At 66.1% G+C, this 20,796-nt stretch carries 16 protein-coding genes and 3 tRNA genes; 3 read left to right on the top strand and 16 right to left on the bottom strand.

Translation table 11 applies throughout. The features are described from left to right. Nucleotides 1-22 precede the first annotated feature (22 nt). Nucleotides 23-961 carry a DUF1853 family protein gene (locus IB256_RS05245; RefSeq protein WP_192290864.1) on the top strand — a complete coding sequence of 313 codons (939 nt, stop codon included), beginning with the start codon at nucleotides 23-25 and terminating at the stop codon, nucleotides 959-961. Here the strand turns inward: IB256_RS05245 and IB256_RS05240 are convergent. The 3 genes from IB256_RS05240 to IB256_RS05230 all read right to left on the bottom strand — a co-directional run bounded on the left by IB256_RS05240 (nucleotide 949) and on the right by IB256_RS05230 (nucleotide 5,669). Next, nucleotides 949-1,893: a 1-aminocyclopropane-1-carboxylate deaminase/D-cysteine desulfhydrase gene (locus tag IB256_RS05240; protein WP_192290866.1), complete on the bottom strand. Its 945-nt coding sequence runs from the start codon at nucleotides 1,891-1,893 to the stop codon at nucleotides 949-951. The genes IB256_RS05245 and IB256_RS05240 overlap by 13 nt on opposite strands. 10 nt (nucleotides 1,894-1,903) lie before the next feature. After that, nucleotides 1,904-3,364 (bottom strand): chromosome partitioning protein ParA, encoded by a 1,461-nt coding sequence (locus IB256_RS05235; RefSeq protein WP_192401526.1) that lies wholly within the window; start codon nucleotides 3,362-3,364, stop codon nucleotides 1,904-1,906. A 271-nt stretch (nucleotides 3,365-3,635) separates the two neighbouring features. After that, complete coding sequence (locus tag IB256_RS05230; protein WP_192290870.1) at nucleotides 3,636-5,669, bottom strand: FAD-dependent oxidoreductase; 2,034 nt, start codon at nucleotides 5,667-5,669, stop codon at nucleotides 3,636-3,638. Between the two features lie 216 nt (nucleotides 5,670-5,885). On the opposite strand from IB256_RS05230, the gene IB256_RS05225 reads away from it, so the two are divergent. Both IB256_RS05225 and IB256_RS05220 read left to right on the top strand, forming a co-directional pair. Next, nucleotides 5,886-7,004: a carbon-nitrogen hydrolase family protein gene (locus IB256_RS05225; RefSeq protein WP_192401524.1), complete on the top strand. Its 1,119-nt coding sequence runs from the start codon at nucleotides 5,886-5,888 to the stop codon at nucleotides 7,002-7,004. Continuing rightward, nucleotides 7,001-8,038, top strand: a complete 1,038-nt coding sequence (locus tag IB256_RS05220; RefSeq protein WP_192401522.1) for an AraC family transcriptional regulator — start codon at nucleotides 7,001-7,003, stop codon at nucleotides 8,036-8,038. Before IB256_RS05225 ends, IB256_RS05220 begins: the two co-directional genes overlap by 4 nt. 252 nt (nucleotides 8,039-8,290) lie before the next feature. On the opposite strand, the gene IB256_RS05215 is transcribed toward IB256_RS05220, so the two are convergent. The 13 genes from IB256_RS05215 to IB256_RS05155 form a co-directional block, all read right to left on the bottom strand. Then, a tRNA-Asp gene (locus IB256_RS05215) sits at nucleotides 8,291-8,367 on the bottom strand. A gap of 97 nt (nucleotides 8,368-8,464) precedes the next feature. After that, nucleotides 8,465-8,541 (bottom strand) — tRNA-Asp (locus IB256_RS05210). 16 nt (nucleotides 8,542-8,557) lie between these two features. Continuing rightward, nucleotides 8,558-8,633: transfer RNA gene (locus IB256_RS05205), tRNA-Val, on the bottom strand. Between the two features lie 278 nt (nucleotides 8,634-8,911). After that, entirely contained in the window at nucleotides 8,912-9,670 is a 759-nt protein-coding gene (locus IB256_RS05200; protein WP_192401627.1) for an SDR family oxidoreductase, read from the bottom strand. 5 nt (nucleotides 9,671-9,675) lie between these two features. Further along, complete coding sequence (locus IB256_RS05195) at nucleotides 9,676-10,887, bottom strand: O-succinylhomoserine sulfhydrylase (protein WP_192290876.1); 1,212 nt, start codon at nucleotides 10,885-10,887, stop codon at nucleotides 9,676-9,678. 27 nt (nucleotides 10,888-10,914) lie between these two features. Further along, nucleotides 10,915-12,420, bottom strand: coding sequence for an amidophosphoribosyltransferase (gene purF, locus IB256_RS05190; RefSeq protein WP_081519374.1), 1,506 nt, complete (start codon nucleotides 12,418-12,420; stop codon nucleotides 10,915-10,917). Nucleotides 12,421-12,526: 106 nt separating this feature from the next. After that, nucleotides 12,527-13,069: a CvpA family protein gene (locus IB256_RS05185; protein WP_192401520.1), complete on the bottom strand. Its 543-nt coding sequence runs from the start codon at nucleotides 13,067-13,069 to the stop codon at nucleotides 12,527-12,529. 104 nt (nucleotides 13,070-13,173) lie between these two features. After that, nucleotides 13,174-13,839 (bottom strand): SPOR domain-containing protein, encoded by a 666-nt coding sequence (locus IB256_RS05180; RefSeq protein WP_192401518.1) that lies wholly within the window; start codon nucleotides 13,837-13,839, stop codon nucleotides 13,174-13,176. A 22-nt stretch (nucleotides 13,840-13,861) separates the two neighbouring features. Next, entirely contained in the window at nucleotides 13,862-15,142 is a 1,281-nt protein-coding gene (gene folC / locus IB256_RS05175) for a bifunctional tetrahydrofolate synthase/dihydrofolate synthase (RefSeq protein WP_192290882.1), read from the bottom strand. Continuing rightward, nucleotides 15,139-16,014 carry an acetyl-CoA carboxylase, carboxyltransferase subunit beta gene (gene accD / locus IB256_RS05170; protein ID WP_192401516.1) on the bottom strand — a complete coding sequence of 292 codons (876 nt, stop codon included), beginning with the start codon at nucleotides 16,012-16,014 and terminating at the stop codon, nucleotides 15,139-15,141. Before accD ends, folC begins: the two co-directional genes overlap by 4 nt. 257 nt (nucleotides 16,015-16,271) lie before the next feature. Next, on the bottom strand, nucleotides 16,272-16,895 hold the full coding sequence (locus IB256_RS05165) for a phosphoribosylanthranilate isomerase (protein ID WP_192290884.1): 624 nt from the start codon (nucleotides 16,893-16,895) through the stop codon (nucleotides 16,272-16,274). Between the two features lie 57 nt (nucleotides 16,896-16,952). Continuing rightward, on the bottom strand, nucleotides 16,953-17,810 hold the full coding sequence (truA, locus tag IB256_RS05160) for a tRNA pseudouridine(38-40) synthase TruA (protein ID WP_192290886.1): 858 nt from the start codon (nucleotides 17,808-17,810) through the stop codon (nucleotides 16,953-16,955). A gap of 19 nt (nucleotides 17,811-17,829) precedes the next feature. Next, on the bottom strand, nucleotides 17,830-20,706 hold the full coding sequence (locus tag IB256_RS05155) for a FimV family protein (RefSeq protein WP_192401514.1): 2,877 nt from the start codon (nucleotides 20,704-20,706) through the stop codon (nucleotides 17,830-17,832). Nucleotides 20,707-20,796 lie beyond the last annotated feature (90 nt).

Here is a 20,796-nt window from a genome sequence, read left to right as displayed (position 1 = left end):
GTGCAGCGGCTAGGCTTGGGGCATGACCGACTTCACCGCCCTGCTCGACGAGCTGTTGATCGACCTGCGCCAGCCGCAGGTCCGCGACCTCGCCTGGACGCTGCTCTCCCCGCCCTTGCTGCACCCCGGCAGCCCGGCGCTGCGCCACCCGCTGAGCGCCAGCCGCTGGTACGCGCAGCCCGCGCGGCTAGCCGACTGGTTGCGCGCACTGGAACGCTCGCCGGGCGAACTGCTGGTGCAACTCGAGTCTGCGCCACACCAACGCCTGGGACGCTACTACGAACGCCTCTGGCAATATGCCCTGGAGCGCGCGCCGGACCTGCGCCTGCTCGCCGCCAACCTGCCGGTGCGCGACAACGGCCAGACCCTCGGCGAACTGGACCTGTTGCTGGAGGACGACGACGGCCTGCATCACCTGGAACTGGCCATCAAGCTCTACCTCGGCCCCAGCGACGACGGTCCCGACTCCTGGCTCGGGCCGGGCGCCGAAGACCACCTGCTGCGCAAGATCGGGCACTTCTACCAGCACCAGCTGCCGCTCTCCTCCACCGCCGAAGGGCTGGCCGTGGTGCGCGAGCACAGCCATGCCGAGCCGCGGCCGGGCCTCTGGCTCGGCGGCTACCTGTTCTATTCCTGGCCCACACCCTGCCCGCCGCCCGCGGGGGCCAGCGACAACCACCAGCGCGGCCGCTGGCTACATCGGCGCGCCTGGCCTGCCTACCAGGCGCAGCAGCCGGACGGCTGGCGGGCGCTGTCGCGCAAGGGCTGGCTATCCCCGGCCGCCGAAGATGAAAGCTGGAGCACAGAGCGCTTCGCCACCTGGCTGGCGGAACTGCCGGAAGACGGCTTCCCGCAGATGCTCGTGCGCATGGAGTTCCACGAAGGGCGCTGGCGGGAGCAGGAGCGCCTGTTCCTCGTGGGTGACCGCTGGCCACGGGTGCACAGCGGCTATTCGCGCTGAGCCGCCAGGGCCTTCAATTTCTCATCCAGCGCCCGACGCCCCTGCAAGCCGCCACTGTGGATGGCGACGATGCGGGTGCCGCGCGCGATGCGCCCCGCGGCGATTTCATCGTGCAACGCCAACAGCAACTTCCCGGTGTACAGCGGCTCCAGCGGCACGCCGCACTCGGCTTCGGTCGCCAGGATGAAGCGAGCCAGCGTCGCGTCGATCTGCGCGAAGCCCCCACGGCTGGCATCCAGCAAACGGTATCCGGCATCGCTGGAGCCACCCTCCCTTAACAGCTCGGGCACCTGTGTTTCGATACCGTGCCCCGGCGGCACCGCCATGGCGCCGACCACCGGATGCGCACCACCCTCGCCGAGCACCAGGCCGGCCAGGGTCGTGCCGGTGCCACAGGCCACCCAGATCTGGTGATACCCCTCCCAACCGAGAGCACCAAGTTGCCCGCGTATCTGCGCAATCAACGGTGCGCAACCCTGCGCACCTCGAAGCCCACCGCCGCCTTCGCCCACCGCCAGCAACTGCGGATAGCGCCCGCGCCAGGGCGTCCAGAAATCGTGGTCGTGCCGTCGGCGATAACCCCCGTAGCCGAGCCAGTGGAGCTGCATGCCGAGCTGGCGCAGGTCGGCCACTGTGGGATTGTCCTGCTCGTCTCCACGCAGTAATCCGACGGTATCGAAGCCGAAGCGCGCACCGGCCGCGGCTACCGCATGCAGGTGATTGGAATGAGCGCCGCCCAGGGTCATCACACCGTTCAGGCCCAGGTCGGCGGCTTGCTGGAGATAAGGGGCGAGCTTGAACCACTTGTTGCCGGAGACCCGCGCATCCACGAGGTCCAGGCGCAACAACGCCAGCTCGAAGCCGGCGCGGTCAAGCCAATCCAGGTGGACGCGTTGCAGGGGGGCTTCGGGGCGCCAGTCGGGAAACCGCACGGCGCCCCGGTCAGCCGGTGGTGACGCTGCGCAGTCGGCCGGCAGTCTTGTGCCGGGAGCAGCAGTTGCTGTCGCCTTCGACGAAGCGGCCGGGAGTTTCCACGCGGTCGATGGGCATGGCGCAGCGCTCGCCGTTGGACAGCCGTCCTTCGCAGGCGGGTTGCTGGTAATGGGCGAGCCAGCTGCGGTACTGGTCTTCGGCGACGAAGCACTTGGCCGCGGCGTAAGCCATGGGGTTTTCCTGGTAACGGGCGACATCCTGCAGCGACAGGGTCAGATGACCGGCGCCGGGATGGTACACCACGAAGATCACCCCCATGCCGGCCAGGCGCTCCAGCATCGAGCTATCGGCCGCCTTGGCTGCCAGCGCGTCCAGTTCCAGGCGCAAGCCCTCGGCGCCCTGCTGCAGTTGCCCGGCGAGCTCGCGCAACTGAGCGGTTTCCTCGCGCAGTTGCTCGGCCTCCTTGCGCAGTTGCTGGTTCTCCTGCTTCAACTGCTGGTCCAGTTCGTTGCGGTAGCCCAGCTCGACGTCGCGGACGGATATCTGTTCCTTGTAGCGAGCTTCCAGGCTGGCCAGGCGAGTACGCGATTCCTCCTCGATCTGCTGGCGCAGTTGCTCCAGCTCGTCACGGCCGCTTTCTTCGATATGGCGCAACTGGGCGGTCAGCTCCTCGCGTCCGCGCTGGAAGCCATTGGCCTGGCCATCCAGTTCACGGCGCAGGCCGGCGTTGATCTCTTCCTCGCGCTTCAGGCCTTCGCGCAGTACGGCGAGTTCGGCCTGCAGCACCTTGACCTGCTCCTGCGCACCGAGCTTCAGGCGACTGAGTTCCTGTTCGTGCTGCTGGCTGATCTGCGACAGGCGGGTTTCATGCTGACCGAGCAGTGCAGCGGTCTTCTGCTGGTGCTCTTCGAGCATCGCGCGGGCGAGCTTTTCGGCCTCCTCGCGGGACTCCTCGGCGGGCGCATACCACTGGTGCTCGTCGGCCATCTGCAGGCGCGCGAGCTCCACGGCGGCAGGCTCTTCTTCCACCAGCATGCCAAGGTTGTTGCGCTTCACCGATTCACGCAGTTGAACCAGATGGTTCTGGGCAGCGTCGAGGGTCGGATCCCACAGGTGCATTTGGTGCCAGGACACCGGGCACTGGCTGCGGCAGGCCAGGCGGATAGGCCCGGCCCCCATGTCGGGGCCACGACCGGCACGGTCGGCCAGGTTGCGCAGCGGCAGGTTCCAGCCTCTGTCGGCTTCGCCCTTCTCGTCGAAATCCAGGTAGAAGAACACCACCGCCTTGACCAGCAGGCGCGGGTTGATCAGCACATAGGCGAGCTGCATCTGCTGATCGGCGTATTCCGGCATCTGCACGACGTTGTCGAGCAGCGCCTCGAATTCGGGGTAGAGCATTTCCCTGCAGACGCCACGGTCGTTGAAGAAGACCACGGCTTCCACCATTTGAGGCTTCTTCTGCATGCTCATCGATTGACCTCTGGGCTGGTGCGGGAGGAAGTCTGAAAAAAGGGTCTGTCAGAAATGCAGCACCCAGACAGCGGGAAAATCCCGACATCCGAGCAAGTCTAGGGGAATTAATGTCGCAGGCAATGTGACTCGGTTGGCACCCGCTCCGGCGGTTGGGCCGGGCGGTTAACCGGCTGGAGAATTCTGTGACGCGGTTGGATTTCTGGAGGGATATCCGGACCCGGAAGGGAACTTTTCCGGGCCCGGCTTTGTGATCCAGGTCTCAGTCGGATCAGATTTCAGCGGCCAGGCGCGAACCCTGGTTGATGGCGCGCTTGGCGTCCAGTTCGGCAGCCACATCGGCGCCGCCGATCAGGTGCACGCTCTGGCCGGCAGCGACCAGGCCGTCGTGCAGTTCGCGCAACGGGTCCTGGCCGGCGCAGACGACCACGGTGTCCACCGGCAGCACCTGCGGTTCGCCGCCGGCGATGCTGATGTGCAGGCCATCGTTGTCGACCTTGAGGTACTCGACGCTGTTGAGCATCTGTACCTGCTTGTTCTTCAGGCCGGTACGGTGGATCCAGCCGGTGGTCTTGCCCAGGCCGTCGCCGACCTTGGACTTCTTGCGCTGCAGCAGGAACACCTGGCGCGCCGCGGCGTGCGGATGCGCCTGGATACCGGCGATGCCGCCACGGGCATCCAGGTTCTCGTCGATACCCCACTCCTGCCAGAAGGCATGGCGGTCCAGGCTGGTGGATTCGCCGGCATGGGTGATGTACTCGGACACGTCGAAACCGATGCCGCCGGCGCCGATCACCGCCGCGCTGTTGCCGACCGGCTTGCGCTCGAGGATGGCGTCCAGGTAGCTGATCACCTTGGCGTTCTCGATGCCGGGAATGGCCGGGGTGCGCGGCACGATGCCGGTGGCGAGGATGACCTCGTCGAAGCCGCCCTTGACCAGGTCGTCGACGCTGACGCGGGTATTCAACTGCAGGTTCACGCCGGTGGTTTCCACCTTGCGCTTGAAGTAGCGCAGGGTCTCGTAGAACTCTTCCTTGCCCGGCACGCGCTTGGCGACGTTGAACTGGCCGCCGATCTCGCCGGCGGCGTCGAACAGGGTCACCTCATGGCCACGCTCGGCCGCCACGGTGGCAGCGGACAGGCCGGCGGGGCCGGCGCCGACCACGGCGATCTTCTTCACGTGGGTGGTCGGGATATAGTTCAGCTCGGTTTCATGGCAGGCACGCGGGTTCACCAGGCAACTGGTCAGCTTGCCGCCGAAGGTGTGGTCCAGGCAGGCCTGGTTGCAGCCGATGCAGGTGTTGATCTCGTCAGCGCGGCCTTCAGCAGCCTTGTTGACGAAGTCCGGGTCAGCCAGGAACGGACGGGCCATGGAGACCATGTCGGCGTCGCCTTCGGCCAGTACCTGCTCGGCGATTTCCGGGGTATTGATACGGTTGGTGGTGCACAGCGGGATGCTGACTTCGCCCTTGAGCTTGGCGGTGACCTTGGTGAAAGCCGCGCGCGGCACCTTGGTGGCGATGGTCGGGATACGCGCTTCGTGCCAGCCGATGCCGGTGTTGATGATGGTCGCGCCGGCCTTCTCGATAGCCTTGGCCAGCAGGACGATCTCTTCCCAGGTGCTGCCGCCTTCCACCAGGTCAAGCATCGACAGGCGATAGATGATGATGAAGTTCGGGCCGACGGCCTCGCGCACGCGGCGGACGATTTCCACCGGCAGGCGCATGCGGTTCTCGTAGCTGCCGCCCCAGCGGTCGGTTCGGTGGTTGGTGTGGGCGACCAGGAACTGGTTGATGAAGTAGCCTTCCGAACCCATGATCTCGACGCCGTCATAGCCGGCCACCTGGGCCAGGCTCGAACAATTGACGAAATCGGCGATCTGCTTCTCGATGCCTTCTTCATCCAGCTCGCGCGGCTTGAACGGGTTGATCGGCGCCTGGATGGCGCTGGGCGCAACGGACTTGGGGCTGTAGGCGTAACGGCCGGCGTGGAGGATCTGCATGCAGATCTTGCCGCCCGCCTCGTGCACTGCCTGGGTAACGATCTTGTGCTTCTCGGCTTCTTCGGCGGTGCTCAGCTTGGCCGCGCCGGAGTACACGCCACCCTCCTCGTTCGGACCAATGCCGCCGGTGACCATCAGGCCGACGCCGCCACGGGCACGCTCGGCGAAGTAGGCCGCCATGCGCTCAAAGCCCTGGGGCTTCTCTTCCAGGCCGGTGTGCATGGAGCCCATCAGGGTGCGGTTGCGCAGGGTGGTAAAGCCCAGGTCCAGCGGTGCGAGCAGGTGCGGGTAAGTGGCGGTCATGGTTCCTCCGGCATTCACGATGATGCCGCGCCCTCAGCCTGCGGTCGCGGAACGGCGAGGCATGGGGCGCGGTCGGTATGGGGCAGACTCTAAGGAGAGCACCCTCGCCGCTCAATGATCGAAAATGACAAGTTACTGACCAAAGATGACACCCCAGCTTGGCAAGGCCCGGCCCAACCCCTACCCTGTGGTGCATCCCATGAGTACCCGTCCTTTATGCGCAAGCTGATCTTCCTCGTCCTGGTCATTCTCTTCGCCGGTTATGCCGGCTGGGCGGAGCGCCGCCCGGTGGGCCATTACCTGTCCGACCTGCGCAGCGAAGTCTCGCTCAACCAGGGCCAGCCGTCCGAACGCGGCAACCTGCTGGGCGTGCAGCCGGAACTGTTCACCCAGGACTACCAGAGCGTCGAGCGCTTGCGCCTGAAGTTCCACGCCTACCTGGCCAAGGCCCGCGACGAGGGGCTGATCAACCCGCGCACCGTGGTCGTCTTCCCCGAGCACATCGGCACCTGGCTGGTGGCTGCCGGCGAGAAGCCCGAGGTCTACCAGACCGAGCACATCGCCGAAGCCATGGAGTGGATGGCTGCCAGCAACCCGCTGAAACTGGCGCGCGGCTGGCTCGGCGCCAAGGGTGAGGATCGCATGGCCGACGCCCTGTTCCGCATGAAGGCCGTGGACATGGCCCATGACTACCAGACGCTGTTCGGCTCGCTGGCGAAGGAGTTCGGCGTCACCATAGTCGCCGGCTCCATCGTGCTGCCCAACCCGCGCATCGTCGAAGGGCAGATTCGCACGGGCAATGGCCGCCTCTACAACGTCAGCCTGGTCTTCGGCAGCGACGGCCTGCCGCTGGGCAAGCCGCAGCGCAAGCTGTTTCCCATCGACGACGAGAAAGGCTTCACCCGTGGCGGCGACGCCGACGACCTGCAGGTCCTGCAGACCCCGGCCGGGCGCCTGGGCGTGCTGGTCTGCGCCGACAGCTGGTACCCGGCCAGCTATAGCGCGCTGGCCGCGAACAAGCCCGACATCATTGCTGTACCGGCCTTTCTTACCGGCAACGGCAGCTGGAGCAAACCGTGGAAGGGCTACAACGGCGGCGCGACGCCGAACGATGTGACCCTCAAGCCCGGCGAACTCTCCGAAGGCGAAGCCTGGGAACGCCTGGCACTGGCCGGCCGTCTCGGTGAGAGCGGCGCGCACGCCGGCATCACCGTGTTCTTCCGTGGCCATCTCTGGGACCTGGGCAGCGACGGTCGCAGCCTGGTCGTGAATGGCGACAGCCATACCCTGGCGCCCGACGGCACCGGCGCGCGCCTGATCAACCTCTGGCTATGAATCGCCCGACCATGCGTCTCGGCGATCTCTCGGTGGGCTTTGTCCACAGCCTCGCCGACGCGCTGGCGGAAAGCGGCGTCGCCCCGCAACCCCTGCTCCAGCAATACGGACTGGACGCGGCACGTCTGGGCGAGCCTGGTGCGCGCCTGTCGATCCCCCGCTACATGCGCCTGGGCCACGCAGCCATCCAGCAGAGCGGCGACCCCGCCCTCGGCCTGCGCATGGGCCAGTTGAGCCGACCGAGCCAGAGCGGCCTGGCCGGCGTCACCGCCGCCCAGGCACCCAACCTGCGGGCCGCCGCCCGCGCGCTGATCCGCTTCGAGCCGCTCTACGCGCAGAACTATCGCGGCCAGAGCAGCTTCATCGAAGACACCAGCGGGGCCTGGCTGCGCTTCTACTCCATCAGCCCGTACAACGCCTACAACCGCTTCGTGGTGGATTCGGTACTGGCCGGCTGGGTGAGCATGCTCGGCAGTATCAGCGCGCAGCCGCTGCGCCCGGAGAAGGTCGCGATCGAGTACCCGGCACCTGCCTGGGCGTCGCGCTTCGAGGAAATGCTTGGCTGCCCGGTGGAGTTCGGCGCCGAACACAACCAGCTACGCCTGGACCAGGCAACACTGGCGCGCGCCAATCCGGACCACTGCCCGAGCACCTGGCGGCAATTGCTGGACATCTGCGAGAAGGAACTGGAGCAACTGACCCGTACACGCAGCTTGCGCGAGCGCGTAGCCCAGTTGCTGGGGCCGATGCTCAACGGTCGCGAACCGGACCTGGAGGAAGTGGCCGCGCGGCTCAAGCTGCCGACCTGGACGCTACGCCGCAAGCTGGCCGAGGAAGGCACGCAGTTCCGCAGCATCCTCAACGACACCCGCCGTGACCTGGCGATGATCTACATTCGCGACACCGACCTGGCTTTCGGCGAGATCGCCTACCTGCTCGGCTTCGCCTCCGCCGAGGCCTTCCAGCGTGCCTTCAAGCGCTGGAGCGGACAGACCCCAGGAGAATTCCGCCGCGCCCAGCGTCACAGCGCCTGATCACATCTCCGTGGCGTCGTCGGCCGGCTCCGGCAGATCCTGTTCCACGGCGTGCAGCTCCAGCAGCTCTTCCTGATAGTCGTCCATTGGCTCTTCTCCTGACCGTTCGATCCGGTTTTAGCAAAGACCGCAGGAAAAAAGCTAGACGGCAAAGGTGAACGAGCTGTGACAGCGTCTTACAGAAGGACGACGGGAGTTTCCGCGCGGAAACGAAAAAGCCCTCAGGTATTGCTACCTGAGGGCTTTCGAATATGGCGCAGCGGACGGGACTCGAACCCGCGACCCCCGGCGTGACAGGCCGGTATTCTAACCGACTGAACTACCGCTGCGTGTCGGTTGGACTTTCGTCCGGTACAGCAACCTCCTTGCGCCTGGAGTGAATCACTCGACAAGCCGGTTCGGGGTAGGAACCAAGGAGGGGGAAAATGGCGCAGCGGACGGGACTCGAACCCGCGACCCCCGGCGTGACAGGCCGGTATTCTAACCGACTGAACTACCGCTGCGCGTAACTTGCGAGAGTGGTGGGTGATGACGGGATCGAACCGCCGACCCTCTGCTTGTAAGGCAGATGCTCTCCCAGCTGAGCTAATCACCCTTCGTCTCGAAGTGGGGCGCATTCTACAGCCGGCAGAACCTAAGTCAATGCCCTGATTGAAATTTTTTTCATTTCTCGCGAAAAAAGTTCGGCGCACCGGCGCCGAGCTCGGTGCCACCCCAGGTTCGCGAGCAAGCTCGCTCCCACAGAAGAGCTCCGGCGCCAATCCTGCAGGAGCGAGCTTGCTCGCGAACAGACCAACACCTGCACTCCCCGGCGCGGGCCGGAAATGAAAAAGGGCGACCCTCGGGCCGCCCTCCTCTTCCCCACCCCGACACTCAGTCGAGGTAGATCATCTTGCGCGTCATGCCGCCGTCGATCACCAGCTCCTGGCCAGTGACGAAGCCGGCACTGTCGCCGATCAGCCAGGCCACCGCCGAGGCGATGTCCTCTACCGTGCCGACACGGCCGACCAGGTGCTGGTCATGATCCAGCTCGGTCAGCGGCTCGGCCTCGCGCTCGCGCAGGTCGCGAGCATCGATCCAGCCGGGGGAAATCGCGTTGACGCGGATATCCGGGCCCAGGCTGCTGGCCAGGGCGTGGGTCAGCGACAGCAGCCCGCCCTTGCTCGCCGCGTAGGCCTCGGAATTCGGCTCGGACTGGTGTGCGCGAGTGGAAGCGATGTTGACGATGGCGCCGCTGTGCGCGCGCAGGTACGGCGCACAGTGCTTGGCCAACAGCATCGGACCGGTGAGATTCACCGCCAGGGTACGGTTCCACTCGTTCAGGCCCAGGCTTTCCAGCGCCGTGTTGTGCGGCCGGGCGATGGCGGCATTGCTCACCAACGCATCGAGGCGGCCGAACTGGCCGATCAGCTCGGCCACGGCGGCAGCGACCTGCCCTTCACTGGCCACGTCCAGCGCGATGAAGCTGGCGCGCTCCCCGAGCGCCGCTGCCACTTTCGGACCGCGCTCGCGGTCGATGTCCGCCAGCACCACCTGCCAGCCCTCGGCAACCAGCCAGGCAGCGACGCCCATGCCGATGCCGTGTGCTGCACCGGTGACCAGCACCACCTGGCCGTTGCCCAGGGCGTCCATCACGCTCACAGCGCCGCCAGGCCTCGCGCCAGGTCAGCCTTGATGTCATCGACATCTTCCAGGCCCACGGCAACGCGGATCAGGTTGTCACGGATACCGGCATTCTCGCGCTCCAGCGGCGACAGGCGACCATGGGAGGTAGTGGCCGGATGGGCGATGGTGGTCTTGGTGTCGCCCAGGTTGGTGGTGATGGAGATCATCCGGGTGGCGTCGATGCAGCGCCAGGCTGCGGCCTTGTCACCCTTCACCTCGAAGCTCACCACCGCGCCGAAGCCCTTCTGCTGACGCTTGGCCAGCTCGTGCTGCGAGTGGCTGGGCAGGCCCGCGTAGTACACGCGATCCACGCCTGGCTGCTGCTCGAGCCACTCGGCGACCAGTTGCGCCGAGGCGCTGTGGGCCTGCATGCGCACGCGCAGGGTTTCCAGGCCCTTGATGAAGATCCAGGCATTGAACGGGCTCAGCGTCGGGCCTGCGGTACGCAGGAAGCCGACGACGGGCTCCATCTGCGCGCGGCGACCGGCGACTACGCCACCCATGGTGCGGCCCTGGCCGTCGATGTACTTGGTCGCGGAGTGGATCACCACATCCGCACCCAGCTTCAGCGGCTGCTGCAGCGCCGGGGTGCAGAAGCAGTTGTCCACCGCCAGCAGCGCGCCCTTGGCATGGGCGATCTCGGCCAGCGCGGCGATATCCACCAGTTCGGCCAGCGGGTTGGACGGCGATTCGACGAAGAACAGCTTGGTGTTGGGCTTGCAGGCCGCTTCCCAGGCCTTCAGGTCGCTCAGCGGCGGGTAGTCCACCTCGATGCCGAAACGCTTGAAGTACTTCTCGAACAGGCTGATGGTCGAGCCGAATACGCTGCGCGACACCAGCACGTGGTCACCAGCGCTGCACAGGCTCATCACCAGCGAGAGGATGGCCGACATGCCGGTGGACGTGGCCACCGCCTGCTCGGCACCTTCCAGCGCGGCGATGCGCTCCTCGAAGGTGCGCACCGTGGGGTTGGTGTAGCGCGAGTAGACGTTGCCCGGCACTTCACCGGCGAAACGCGCGGCCGCATCGGCGGCGCTGCGGAACACGTAGCTGGAGGTGGTGAACAGGCCTTCGCCGTGTTCAGCCTCCGGGGTGCGGCGCTGCCCGGCGCGCACTGCGAGGGTGTCGAAACCGACGCCCTCCAGGTCGCTGTCCAGCCGGCCGGCTTCCCAATCCTGAGCCATGCCCTGCTCTCCCTATTCGTGTCTGAATCAGTCGTTGTACAGATCGATGATGGCGCTGACCGCGGCACCCTTGGTCTTGGTGGAGTCGTTGCGCGCCTGGTCGATCTTGTTCAGATAGGCTTCGTCGACGTCACCGGTGACGTACTCACCGTTGAACACGGCGCAGTCGAAGTGGTCGATCTTGATCTTGCCGCCCTCGGTGGATTCGATCAGGTCCTGCAGGTCCTGATACACCAGCCAGTCGGCACCGATCAGCTCGCCGACTTCCTCGGTGCTGCGGTTGTGCGCGATCAGCTCGTGGGCGCTCGGCATGTCGATGCCGTAGACGTTGGGGTAGCGCACCGCCGGAGCGGCGGAGCAGAAGTAGACGTTCTTCGCGCCGGCCTCGCGGGCCATCTGGATGATCTGCTTGCAGGTGGTGCCGCGAACGATGGAGTCGTCCACCAGCATCACGTTCTTGCCGCGGAATTCCAGCTCGATGGCGTTGAGCTTCTGGCGCACCGATTTCTTGCGCGCGGCCTGGCCGGGCATGATGAAGGTACGGCCGATGTAGCGGTTCTTCACGAAGCCTTCGCGGAACTTCACGCCCAGACGGTTGGCCAGTTCCAGCGCGGCGGTGCGGCTGGTGTCCGGGATCGGGATGACGACATCGATGTCGTGGTCCGGACGCTCGCGGAGGATCTTGTCGGCCAGCTTCTCGCCCATGCGCAGGCGCGCCTTGTAGACGGAGATGCCGTCGATGATGGAGTCCGGACGCGCCAGGTAGACGTGTTCGAAGATGCACGGCGCGTACTGCGGGTTGGCCGCGCACTGGCGGGTGTAGAGCTTGCCGTCTTCGGTGATGTACACCGCCTCGCCCGGAGCCAGGTCGCGGATCAGGGTGAAGCCGAGGACGTCCAGGGCCACGCTTTCCGAGGCGATCATGTACTCCACGCCGTTCTCGGTGTGACGCTGGCCGAAGACGATCGGGCGGATCGCATGGGGGTCGCGGAAGCCGACGATGCCATAGCCAGTGATCATCGCCACCACGGCGTAGCCGCCTACGCAGCGAGCATGCACGCCGGCAACGGCGGCGAACACGTCTTCTTCGGTGGGCTGCAGCTTGTTGCGCACCGCCAGCTCATGGGCGAACACGTTGAGCAGCACTTCCGAGTCGGAGTTGGTGTTCACGTGGCGCAGGTCGGATTCGTAGATTTCCTTGGCCAGCTGCTCGACGTTGGTCAGGTTGCCGTTGTGCGCCAGGGTGATGCCGTAGGGCGAGTTGACGTAGAACGGCTGCGCCTCGGCGGAGCTGGAGCTGCCCGCGGTCGGGTAGCGCACGTGACCGATGCCGATCTTGCCGACCAGGCGCTGCATGTGGCGCTGCTGGAAGACGTCACGGACCAGGCCGTTGTCCTTGCGCAGGTACAGACGGTCGTCCTGACAGGTGACAATCCCCGCAGCGTCCTGGCCACGATGCTGGAGAACGGTGAGCGCGTCATAGAGCGCCTGATTCACGTTCGACTTGCCCACGATACCGACGATGCCACACATGCGACGCAACCCCTAGTTGGTGTTCAGGCTAAAACAATTCCATATTCGGCAGTATCCACCGGACCTGCCGTAGCGGCGACGGCTACCCGTCGCCTCCGCCCGCCCGTCACTGGGTAGGCAGCAAGGACCCCACTCCGGATGGCGGAGTGATGGTCACGCCGGACATCCACTGCCCGGCAAAAGTCAGGATGAAGTTCTTCGACCAGTCGGCGACCATCAGGAAATGCGGCATCAGCACCGATTGCTGCCACCACGGGTCCTGTTGCACCGGCGCAAGGCTCAGCAGACCGACCAGCAAAACCACCAGCAGCACGCCACGGGCGCCACCGAACACCATGCCGAGCACGCGATCGGTGCCGGACATGCCGGTCACCCGCACCAGCTCGCTGATGAGAAAATTGACGAGCGCGCCCAGCAGCAGCGTGACGACGAAAAGAAGAGCGCAGGCGGCGATGACACGCCCCGAGGGCAGCTGGATGTAGGGTGCGAGATGCTCGGCCAGGGCGCCGCCGAACATCCAGGCGACCGCACCGGCTACGATCCAGGTGACCAGCGACAGGGCTTCCTTGACGAAACCACGACTCAAGCTGATCAGGCTGGAAATGACGATGATGCCGATCATCGTCCAATCGACCCAGGTAAATGCCACGTTGCGGCCCAGAAACGGAAAGGCCCCGCATTTTAGCAGAGGCCTTCGATTTAGAAGAGCCCCAGTTTGACATGGGGCTGATTGAGAGAAGCTAACGAACGGACTCAGCCACGTTCAGGCTGGAAACGCACCACGAAACCATTGAGCTTCTGCTGCTTGCCAAGCTGGTCGCGGAGGCGATCGGCCTCTGCGCGCTCGACTACCGGGCCGACAAAGACGCGGTTCATACCGTCGAAGCTGCGCACGTAGGCGTTGTAGCCCTGGCTGCGCAGCGACTTCTGCAGCTCGTCGGCGCGGGCGCGGTTGGACAGGCTGGCCAGCTGCACCGACCAGCTCACCGGCAGGTTGTTGCTGTCCAGGCGCTGGGCCGGCTGCTGCACGGGAGCGGCAGCAGCGGCGGCCTGGGCAGGCTGCTGCGCCGGCGCGGCCGGCTTGGGAGCAGCCGGCTGCGGGACCGGAGCCTTGGGCTGCGTCGGCTGGGCCTGCTGGGTCGGCAGACTGGCAATGGGCGCAGAAGGCGCCTGCGCCGGAGCCGCTTCGGCCGGCGGCACCGCGTCATCCGCGTCTTCTGCCTGCGGCTCGGGAACTTCGGTGGGTTGCACTTCGACGGTAGGCATCGCCGGCGGCTTGGGCATCACCGGCGCCTCGACCACCACCTGGCGTACATCATCCTCGCGGGAGAACAGCATCGGCAGGAAGATCACGGCCAGTGCCAGCAGCACCAGCGCTCCGACTACCCGCTGCTTGAGCCCCTTATCGAGCAACGCCATGCACAACTCCCCTTAGGTCCACTTATTGAGCAGCCTTGGCGAGCCACTCCAGGGCATCCGCCACGCTGTAGAACGAACCGAACACCAGGATCTCGTCATCGGTGCCCGCTGCATCGCACTGCGCCACCAGCGCCGCGGCGATATCGCCATGGCCACTGACCTGCGCCCCGCGTGCCTGCAGCGCGGCTTCCAGCTCTGCGGCCGGACGGCTGCGCCCGGTGGGCAGCGGCGCGACGGCCCAATCCTGCACCAAGCCGAGCAAGGGTTCCAGTACGCCGTCGAGGTCCTTGTCCGCCAGCAGGCCGAACACCGCGTGGCGCACACCCTTGGGCGGCGCCGCACGCAGGCGGCTGGCGAGGTATTGCGCTGCGTGCGGATTATGCCCGACGTCGAGCAGCAAGTGGCGCTCTTCGCCATGCCATTGCACGGTGCGGCGATCCAGGCGCCCAGTCACGCGGGTGCGCTGCAGTGCGGCGACCAGTTGCTCGGACTGCCACGGCAGATCCAGCAAGGCATACACCTGCAAGGCCAGCGCCGCATTCTCCATCGGCAGGTCGAGCAGCGGCAGGTTGTGCAGGCTCAACGCCTCGCCGGTGGCGGAACGGCCGCGCCAGTGCCAGTCGCCCTCGCCCATCGCCAGGTCGAAATCACGCCCGCGCAGGACCAGCGGCGAGCCGAGCTTGCGAGCCTGCTCCATGACCGGCGCCGGCGGCTCCAGGTCACCACAGACGGCAGGCTTGCCGGCGCGGAAGATACCGGCCTTCTCGAAAGCCACGCTTTCGCGGGTGTCGCCCAGCCAGTCAGCGTGGTCGATACCGATGCTGGTGACCGCGGCGACGTCGGAGTCGATCAGGTTGACCGCATCCAGGCGACCGCCCAGGCCGACTTCCAGCACCACGGCATCCAGGTTGGCACGCTCGAACAGCCAGAAGGCCGCGAGGGTGCCCATCTCGAAGTAGGTCAGGGAGATTTCGCCGCGAGCCGACTCGACAGCGGCGAAGGCTTCGCAGAGCGCCTCATCGCTGGCTTCGACGCCATCGATGAGCACGCGCTCGTTGTAGCGCAGCAGGTGCGGCGAGCTGTAGACGCCGACGCGCTGGCCCTGCTCGCCGAGCAGGGCGGCGAGGAAGGCGCAGGTGGAACCCTTGCCGTTGGTGCCGGTGACGGTCACCACGCGGGGCGCGAGGCGCCCCAGGCCAAGCCGGCCAGCTACTTCACGGGAGCGATCCAGCCCCATGTCGATTGCCGTGGGGTGGAGTTGTTCGAGGTAGCTGAGCCAGTCGGCCAGGGTACGTGGTGTCATCCTGCGAGCGCGGTACTTGGAGTGTGGGTGAATTTGGCCAGCAGGCTGGCGAGCCGCTGACGCATTTCTGCACGGTGGACGATTATGTCGATGGCGCCGTGCTCCAGCAGGAACTCGCTGCGCTGGAAGCCTTCGGGCAGCTTCTCGCGCACGGTCTGCTCGATCACCCGCGGGCCGGCGAAGCCGATCAGGGCGCGCGGCTCGCCGACGATCACGTCGCCGAGCATCGCCAGGCTGGCGGATACGCCGCCGTAGACCGGGTCGGTCAGCACGGAAATGAACGGGATGCCCTCCTCACGCAGGCGGGCCAGCGCGGCGGAGGTCTTGGCCATCTGCATCAGGGAGATCAGCGCTTCCTGCATGCGCGCGCCACCCGAGGCGGAGAAGCAGATCATCGGGCAACGGTTTTCCAGGGCGTAGTTGGCGGCGCGCACGAAGCGCTCGCCGACGATAGAACCCATGGAGCCGCCCATGAAGGAGAACTCGAAGGCGCTGACCACGACCGGCAGGCCCATCAGCTTGCCGCTCATGGAGATCAGCGCGTCCTTCTCGCCGGTGTCTTTCTGCGCGGCGGTCAGGCGGTCCTTGTACTTCTTGCTGTCGCGGAACTTCAGGCGATCCACCGGCTCCAGCTCGGCACCCAGCTCCTCGCGGCCTTCCTCATCGAGGAAGATATCGATGCGCGCGCGGGCGCCGATACGCATGTGGTGATCGCACTTGGGGCAGACGTCGAGGGTCTTTTCCAGCTCCGGACGGTACAGCACCGCCTCGCAGGACGGGCACTTGTGCCACAGGCCTTCCGGAACCGAGCTCTTCTTCGCCTCGGAACGCATGATGGAAGGGATCAGCTTGTCTACCAGCCAGTTGCTCATGCTCTCGTCTCCAGTGCAGTGGCACGGCGCGGTGGGTTGCGCGTGCCCCTGAGCAAATTCATCGTCGCGGCTCCGACCTCAAGGCCGGAACCCCTCGCAAACAAAGGCGCCGCCTGGGGCGTCGCCACGGATACAGCACTCGATGCGGGTCGCCGATGGGCAAGACTGCCAACACCGACAACTCCCGGCGCCACCCACGGGCAGCGATTGGGTAGTGGACGGCGGCAGGTCGCTCGTCGTCACATGAAGATTCCGCGTCACGCCACCGAACGACACTGCGCAATGAAATCGCGGATCTTCCGGGCATCCTTGATGCCCTTGCTCGCCTCCACCCCGCCACTCACATCCACGGCGTAAGGGCGCACCTGGGCAATGGCGTCAGCCACGTTGGCGACCGTCAGACCGCCGGCCAGGATCAGCGGACGCTGCACATCCTTCGGCACCAGGGACCAGTCGAAGGCCAGCCCGGTTCCGCCAGGAATGCCCTCCACGTAGGTATCGAGGAGGAAGCCGCTGGCCTGTGGATACTTCGCGATCTGCGCCGCCACGTCGTCGCCCGGCTTCACGCGCAGGGCCTTGAGGTAGCGTTTGTGCCAGCCGGAGCAGGCCTCGGGCGTCTCGTCACCATGGAACTGCAGGACGTCCAGCGGCACCGCATCGAGGATTTCCCCCAGCTCGCAGCGACTGGCATCGACGAACAGGCCGACCGTACTGACGAAGGGCGGCAGCGCAGCGACTATCGCCCGCGCCTGCTGAATGCTCACCGCGCGCGGGCTCTTGGCATAGAACACCAGGCCGATGGCGTCGGCACCCGCCTCGGCGGCGGCCAGGGCGTCCTCGACGCGGGTAATACCGCAGATTTTGATGCGAACGGCGGACAAGATGCAGCAACCTTCAGGCAAGTGATCGATCGATGGTAGCAAATGCCCCCGGCATCGTCAGCCGACGATATCCGGCAAACTTGAAAGGAAATGTGGCCCCACATACCGCTCGGGCAACACGAACTCCTCCGGGTATTCCACGCCCACCAGGTACAGCCCGTAAGGGTGCGCGGTGATACCGCTGGCGCGCCGATCGCGCGCGGCCAGCGCTTCGGCCGCCCATTCCACCGGGCGCTCGCCGGCGCCGATGGTCATCAGCATCCCGGCAAAGTTGCGCACCATGTGATGCAGGAAGGCGTTGGCGCGAACATCCAGCACAATGAAGCGCCCGTGCTCGATCACCTCGAGGTGGTGCACCGTCTTGATGGCCGACTTGGCCTGGCACTGCACCGCGCGGAACGAGGTGAAGTCGTGGGTGCCGACCAGCGCGCGGGCCGCCTCGCGCATGCGCGAGACATCCAGCGGGCGGTGGTTCCAGGTGACCTCTTCGGCCATGTGCGCCGGGCGGATCTGGTCGTTGTAGATCACGTAGCGATAGCGCCGCGCCATGGCGGTGAAGCGCGCATGGAAATGCGCCGGCATCACCTTGGCCCAGGTCACGCTGATGTCGCTGGGCAGGTTGGCATTGGTGCCCATGACCCAGGCGATGAGCGAGCGCTCGGCGGTGGTGTCGAAATGCACGACCTGTCCGCTCGCGTGCACCAGCGCATCTGTACGACCCGCGCACATCAGGGAAACCGGATGGTCTGCCACCCGGGACAGCGCTTTTTCCAGCGCGCCCTGCACGGTCGGCACACCATTTTCCTGGCGCTGCCAGCCGCGATAGCGCGAGCCTTTGAATTCGACGCCCAGGGCAATCCTGGAAACGCCAACGGCGGCCGATTCGGCCGCCGCTGAGGGTACTGCTTCAATCATCTATCTGGAGCCTTCCGGCTCAGGCGATACGCCCGAGCAGTTCGCGAGCTTCCTGCTGCTGGTTGTCGTTACCCTCGGTGATGACTTCATCGAGGATGTCGCGGGCGCCTTCGGTGTCGCCCATGTCGATGTAGGCACGCGCCAGGTCGAGCTTGGTGGCCGCTTCGTCAGCGCCGGAGAGGAAGTCGAAATCGTCTTCGTCGTCGGCACCTTCGCCCGGCAGATCCAGATCACTGGCGGCGAAGCTTTCCTCAGTCAACGACTCGACCGGAGCCTGCGGCTCGTCGTTCTGCACAGAGAGACGATCCAGTTCGGCGCTGACCTCGTCCAGTTGGGCGGCGAAGCTGTCGTCGGCCTTGGCCGGCGCCGGCTCGTCATCCGCCAGGGACAGGTCGAAATCGTCCGGCAGGTCATCGGCTTGCGGCGCCTTGCTCTCGATATCCAGGGTGAACTCCTCGGGGCTCACGCCGGACAGCGATGCGGTGTCGTCATCCAGGCCCAGCAGGAAGTCATCTTCCGCCGAAGCCAGGGTGGAGTGGGTATCTTTCTCCAGATCCTTGTCCAGATCCAGGGAGAAGTCGCTAAGGTCGTCGACCAGCGACGGGGCCTCGACCTTGGCAACCGGTTCTTCCGGCAGGTCCAGATCAAAGGCGAAATCGTCCTCGGCCTCGGCCTTGGCGCTCGGCGCTGCGGCTGGCGAACCGCCCAGGCTCAGGTCATCGTCCAGGTCGAAGCTGCCGAAGGACAGTTCGTCGTCCTGCTGCGCGACCGGAGCAGCGGGCTTGTCGTCACCCAGTTCGAGGTCGTCCAGCGCCAGGTCGAAGGCGTCATCCAGCCCATTGTGCGGCTGAGTGGCAGGGTCGACGGCCGGCGAGGTCGGCTCCACTTCGAAGTCGTCCAGGCTGAAACCGTCGAGGTCGTCGTCGGAAGCTGCTGCGGCAGCAGCCAGACCACCGCCCACAGCGGCCAGCGTGACCATGCCCGGGTAACGGGATTTCAGCTGCTCGACCTGCGGCTCGGCGCCGCCGATCTCACGCAGTTCGTTTTCCTGACGAGCGAAACCTTCGCGGTCACCGATCTCGGCATAGACCTCCATCAGTTTCAGGCGCAGGTCGGTGCGCTGCGGCTCGTCGTAGATGGCACCCTGCAGCAGTTCGGCTGCCTGGTTGAAGCGGCCGTAGGCGATGTAGATGTCTGCCTCGCCCAGTGCATCGCTGGTCTGCGCAGCCACACGCTCTGGCGCAGCCTGAGCCGGGGCGGCAACCTCGGCGGCCTGCGCCACGTCCAGGGTGTCCAGTTCACTGCCGGCAAGGGTCAGGTCGTCGTCCAGATGCGGCTCGTCATCGCCGGCATAGGCAGCGAGACTCTCCTGCTCCTTGGCGGCGCGGCGGCGGGAAATGATCATCAGCAGGACCAGCAGGGCCAGCAGCGCGCTGCCAGCGATGGCGCCCAGCCAGATCGGATTGGCGAGAATCTCGTCGACGATGCTGGTCTCGGTCTGCGGGGCCGGCGCGGAAACGGGAGCCGGTTTCGGCTTCTGCGCTTCAGGCGCGGGGGCCGCTGCGGCGGGAGCCGGTGCGGGTGCCGGAGCAGGTTGCGGTTGTGCCTCGGCGGCCGGAGCCGGCGGAGTGCCTGCATCGCTCCCCGGAGCCGGTGCGGCCGGTTGTTCTGCGACCGCAGGAGCCGGCGGAGTGGCCGGCTGGGCAGCCGAATCGGCGCCCGGCACAGGAGCCGGAACGGCAGCGGCGCTATTGGCGGCTGCCTTGTCGCTGCCCAGCTCATTCTGCAGCTTGGCCAGCTGGGCATCCTTGAGCGCGATGAGCTTTTGCAGCTTGTCCATCTGACTCTGCAGGTCGGTCATGCGGCTGTTCAGCTCGTCATTCTCGCGGCGAGTGCTGTCCAGGCTTTCCTTGGTGACAGCCAGCTTGTCGGCGACGGCCTGACCGTCCTTGCTGCCTTTGTCCCCCCCCTTGGCCTTGCCATTCTCACCAGAGAGCAGGCGCAGGCTGTCCTTGGTTTCGGCCTGGGCCGGAGCGTTACCGGCATTGGCGCGCGGCGTGGCATCCAGCTGACGAGCGCCGCCGGTGGGCAGGCTGCGGCCTTCGCGCCAGGCGGTGTACTGCTGGTTGACTTCGGTCGCGGCAGCCGGCTGGGTGCGCGCCTTGATCTGCTCGGCATCGGGCAGGCGCAGCACCTGGCCGCTCTTCAGGCGGTTGATGTTGCCGCCGAGGAAGGCATCAGGGTTGAGGTCCTGGATCGCCAGCATGGTCTGCTGGACGGAAACGCTGCCATCCGGGCGGGCGCGAGCGGCGATTTCCCAGAGGGTGTCATTCTTGCCGGTGCGGTACTCGTTGCCTTCCAGGCGGCGAGCCGGGGCGGCCGGCGCGGAGCTGGCCGCAGGGGTCGCACGCGGCGCGGCAGTGGCGGACGGGCGCACTACCGGAGCGGGAACGGCCATCGGCGCGCGCGGCACGGCGGCGGCGGTCTGCGGCGAATACAGCGGCGGGTCCAGCAGCACGGTGTACTCGCGCAGCAGACGGCCATTGGGCCAGAGTACTTCCACGAGGAAGTTCAGGTAGGGTTCCTGCACCGGCCGGTCGGAGGTCACGCGAATGACGCTCTTGCCGTTCGGTTTGACGATGGGAGTGAACTTCAGCCCGGTCAGGAAATACTGACGATCGACGCCGGCCTTGTTGAAATCTTCCGGTGAAGCCAGCTTCGGGATTACCTCGGCCGCGGACAGGTCACGAACTTCGACCAGCTCGATTTCGGCATCCAGCGGCTGGTTCAGCGCCGAACGCAGGTGGATATCCCCCAACCCCAGCGCATGCGCCATGCCCGAGGTCAGTGCCGAAGCAGCTGCGATTGCCTGCACCAGTTTGCGAAGCCGGACCATATAGTAATCCCTTGTTTTAATAGCTTTTTTCTGGATTAGAACAACGTCTAACGGGCGCCGCTGCCCACTACACCTTCCGTTTTCACGGCG

The sequence above is a fragment of the Pseudomonas sp. PDM17 genome, assembly GCF_014851985.1.
GTDB lineage: Bacteria > Pseudomonadota > Gammaproteobacteria > Pseudomonadales > Pseudomonadaceae > Pseudomonas.
This window is presented reverse-complemented; position numbering and strand designations above follow the sequence as displayed.